This window comes from Roseiarcus sp., from assembly GCF_052145395.1.
GTDB lineage: Bacteria > Pseudomonadota > Alphaproteobacteria > Rhizobiales > Beijerinckiaceae > Roseiarcus.
Window position 1 is genome coordinate 1 of record NZ_JBKQOT010000740.1, and the last position, 4279, is coordinate 4279.

The 4279-nt window shown below is 65.9% G+C and carries 2 protein-coding genes and 1 pseudogene; all 3 read left to right on the forward strand.

Going from position 1 to position 4279, the window contains the following annotated elements; all coding sequences use genetic code 11:
* Positions 1 to 331: 331 nt before the first annotated feature.
* Complete coding sequence (locus ACLP25_RS25435) at positions 332 to 631, forward strand: hypothetical protein (RefSeq protein ID WP_442471899.1); 300 nt, start codon at positions 332 to 334, stop codon at positions 629 to 631.
* A gap of 369 nt (positions 632 to 1000) precedes the next feature.
* Positions 1001 to 3094 (forward strand): galactokinase, encoded by a 2094-nt coding sequence (gene galK / locus ACLP25_RS25440; protein ID WP_442471900.1) that lies wholly within the window; start codon positions 1001 to 1003, stop codon positions 3092 to 3094.
* A 315-nt stretch (positions 3095 to 3409) separates the two neighbouring features.
* A pseudogene (locus ACLP25_RS25445) lies at positions 3410 to 4053 on the forward strand (magnesium chelatase domain-containing protein); the annotation flags it as partial.
* Positions 4054 to 4279: the final 226 nt, after the last annotated feature.

The window sequence follows — 4279 nt, forward strand, 5'->3', positions numbered from 1 at the left end:
AGCAGTCCGCCGGTCGCCTTGGAAAGGCCCGCCGTCCCTAATGATGCCAGAACAGCGCCAGCAGGATAATGACGGGGATCGGAACCCCGAGCAGCCAGAGCAACGCGCCTCGTCCCAATCCCATAGCACCCTCCTTGACGTCCGTCTTCAGGAACCGTTCCTGACTACGCCCCTGAAGCGAAAAGGTTCCCGCTGGCGTCGACAAGTGATGGCGGCGCCCCATGCCGCCGCGGGTCGACTTCTGCCTCGATCGCCCGCGCCCTCCGAGATCGAAGGGAACCTCGCGCGCCTGCCAGGGGTTGAGAGACGGGTGAACACTTTGGAGGATCGAATGCTGAAGTCACTCATTCTCGCCGGAATGCTCGCGGTCGGCGCTTCCGGGGCGGCCTTCGCGGACGACAACGGCGCCGTCACGGGCGCGACCGGCGGAGCCGTTACGGGCGCCATCGTCGGCGGCCCGGTCGGCGCGGCAGTCGGCGGCGCCGCAGGCGCAGTCGTGGGGGGCGCGGCCACCGGCCCCAACCGCACCGTCGTGGTCCCGGCCGCGCCCCCCTGCAACACGCAAACCACGCAGACGACGGACAACAGCGGCTACAGCCAGACGACGCAGACGACAAACTGCCCGAACTGACACAGAGGCAGGCCACTGCTGGCCCCTCTGAGGATCGCAACGGCCCGCCGATCGACCGGCGGGCCGTTTTCGTTGGCGCCTGACGCTTCGCCCCTGCGGCAGATTCTGTGCGTGAGGACGTGGGCCGCGGCGCTACGACGCCGTCGCCCATCGCTCGGCTGGGCGCGTCGAGGAAAGGCCGTTATTACCCGCGTCAACTTGACCCTTGCGCCCGGCGCAGAATGCAGCGAAAGCGGCGGAGCTCGGCGAATGTCGGCCGAAATATCTCGCGACGCACGCTGAGGACGGCGTATGGGAGCAAGTTCGATCCAGTCTGTCGCAGTTGCTGACCGCAAAGCGCGAGTCCTGCGCGCACTGCGGCGGGAACCAGTGGACAGGCTGCCAGTGCAGACCAATTACACGGCGAAGATGGGCCGGCTTCTCGCGGAGCACTTCGGCGTGCCTGTCGAAGAGCTTCCGGATCGTCTCGATAACCACCTGCTCCGGGTCGATATCTCCTACCCGCGTCCAGTGAACGAAGACGGCACGATCGAGTTCGATTGGTGGGGCGCAGGATGGGACACCCGCACGGAAGGCTACTGGCATTCCTTCGCGCCGCTGAAGGACTCTCGCGATCTTGATCGCCTCGCGTGGCCCAACCCGGAAGCGGCGGGGCTCCTCGATGCGGCGGTGCGAACGATCTCGGCCCGCGGCGCGGATACTTTCGTCGTGCCGAATCTCGGAATGTGTCTGTTCGAGCGCGCGTGGTCGCTGCGCGGGTTCGAAGCCGTGATGATGGACATGATCGAGCGACCCGAGTGGGTCGAAGAGTTACTCGATCGCATCGCCGCTTCGCAGATTGCGCTCTCGAAACGATTTGTCGCCGCGGGCGTCGACGGCGGATACTTCGGCGACGATTACGGAGCTCAGCGCTCCATGTTGTTCTCGCCGCGGCTGTGGCGACGGTTGATCAAGCCGCGCCTGGCGGCGATGTTCGCCGTTTTTCTCGATGCCGGGCTGCCTGTGATCCTCCATTCGGACGGCGACATTCGCGCCATCTTGCCGGATCTGGTGGAAATAGGCCTGACGACGCTCAACCCGGTTCAGCCCGAGGTGCTTGAGCATATATGGCTCTCCCGCGAGTATGGGTCCAAGCTGAGTTTCTACGGCGGAATCTCGACGCAAGACGTGCTGCCCACGGGGAACGCGGAAGTCATCCGCGCGGCGACGATTGCTTGCGCGCGCCAACTCGCGCCGGGGGGGACAGGGCTGCTGCTCGGGCCGTCGCACCGCATGCAGTCTGATATTCCGCCGCGCAGCGGGACGCGATGCTGGAGGCCTTCGATGCGGCAAGAACGTGTGGCGCGGTTGTTCAAGGAGAAGTTCGGAGGTGAACCCGCGCTGTGGTCGCGCGCGCCGGGACGGGTGGATCTGATGGGGAGCCACACGGACTACAATCTCGGGTTCGTGCTGACGCTTTCGATCAGCCGGGACACGTGGGTGGCGGCGCGGCCTCGCGAAGACAGGATCGTGCGACTCTACTCCGCGAACCTGGACTCGCGAGAATCTTTCGATCTCCGGGCGATCGCGGTTCGCGGGAACTCCGGCGCGCGATGGGGCGATTATCCGCGCGGAGTGGCTTGGGCGCTCGCAGCAGAACGCTTGCCGCTCGGCGGTTTCGACGGCGTGATCCATAGCACCGTCCCGATCCGCAGTGGGCTGAGCTCGTCGGCGGCGCTCGAATGCGCCGTGGCGGTGATGTTTCGCGCGCTCGGCGGCTGGGAGATGAGCGGCGAGCGCCTGGCCCGGCTCTGCCAGCGCGCCGAGAATGAGTACGTCGGGATGAACTGCGGAATCCTTGACCAGTTCTCCTCGTGCCTGGGCCGCGCCGGATGCGCCCTCTTGCTCGATTGCCGAGACCTTTCGACGCGCCCTGTGCGCTTGGCTGAAGGGATCCGCGCGGTGATTTGCGATACAAAATCGCCGCGCGAACTCGTGGGCGGGGAATACGGCGCGCGACGGGCGCGCTGCGAAGAAGGCGCGGCGCTGCTGGGAGTTCGGGCGTTGCGTGATGCGACCATGGCGCATGTGGCGACCTTGTCGGGCGAGGTCCGGAAACGGTGCGAGTTCATCGTTGGCGAGAACGAGCGCGTGCTCGCGATGTCGGACGCGCTGGCGGCGGGGGATCGCGGCGCCATCGGCCGTCTCTGCGCCGAGTCTTTCGCGGGAGCGCGCGATCTCTACGAGATCTGCTCGCCGTCGATGCTGACAATGATGGAGGCCATGATGGCCGCGCCGGGGGCAATCGGGGCGCGGCAGGCGGGAGCGGGATTCGGCGGATGCATGGTGGCCTTCGTCGAGACCGGCAAGACGGACGAGGTCGCCGCCGCCACGTCTGAGGACTACAACAAGAAGACGGGGCTGACCCCGGAGATCTACCCGGTCGAGGCGGCGGATGGAGCGGCATTGATGCCTGTTGTCTGACCCGTGGAACGAGTGCGTTGCCTCGGCGGAACGGATCGACGCCCTTCCTCTATCCGCTTTACGCGCACGGACATTCGAACGCCCCCGTCGGCGCTCAGTTCGCAATAGCGCTGATAGAGTTTCCGGCAGACCGCTTCGCGTTGGGGCGTGGCTGGATCGCGACCGGCCTTTGCCCGCGTTTGAACATCCGCGGCAAATCGGCGGCGATCGAATTCCCACTCGCGGGCGCCGTTCGTTCTCCGTGTAAACTTTTCGCTTGCGCTTTGCAAAATGTTCTGCAAATGTTCCTGCCCAAAGGCAGCCCGGGGGCGGGACATGGTGGCGCGGGTTTCGACGGTGGCGTTCGAGGGGGTCGAAGCAAGGCCAGTCGACGTCCAGGTGCATGTCGCCTCCGGAACCGTGGTCTTCAACATCGTCGGCCTCGGCGACAAGGCGGTGCGCGAATCGCAGGAGCGGGTGCGCTCGGCGCTCATCGCCTCCGGCCTTGCGCTTCCGGCCAAGCGCATCACCGTCAATCTCGCCCCCGCCGACATGCCGAAGGAGGGCAGCCACTACGACCTGCCGATCGCGCTCGGCGTCATGGCGGCGATCGGCGCGATCCCGATGGATGCGCTGGACGGCTATTGCGTCATCGGCGAACTCGCGCTCGATGGCGCGGTCAGCGCGGTCGCCGGCGTGCTGCCGGCGGCGATCGCGGCGAACTCGGCGGGGAAGGGGCTCATCTGCCCGGCGTCCTGCGGGCCGGAGGCGGCCTGGGCGTCGGCCGACCTCGACATTCTCGCGCCGCGATCGCTCATCCAGCTCGCCAACCATTTCAAGGGGACACAGGTGCTGTCGCGACCCCAGCCGGCGGTGCGCGGCCCCGCGGGGCCGCAGCCCGACCTGCGCGACATCAAGGGCCAGGAGAACGCCAAGCGGCCCTCGAAATCGCCGCCGCCGGCGGTCACAACCTCTTAATGTTGTGCCATATAAAATCGAAGATATCTGATTGGTTTGGCGGGCGCTCCGAACGGGATTGGCGCTCCCAAGGGGACTACGAAAAGCGTGTTATTTCAATAGATTAGTAGAAAAGTGGGACCAAAAGTGTCCCTAGGATTTCCAAGGCTTCCCAGCGCGAGTGTCCCACTGACCATCACTGATCCAACGTCATTCTGGCGCGTTTCATGGCTGACCCTGTTGCAGTTT

What these genes read in the sequence shown, in the direction of transcription:
- ACLP25_RS25435 (WP_442471899.1), top strand. Translation starts at nt 332, where the DNA reads ATGCTGAAGTCACTCATTCTCGCCGGAATGCTCGCGGTCGGCGCTTCC.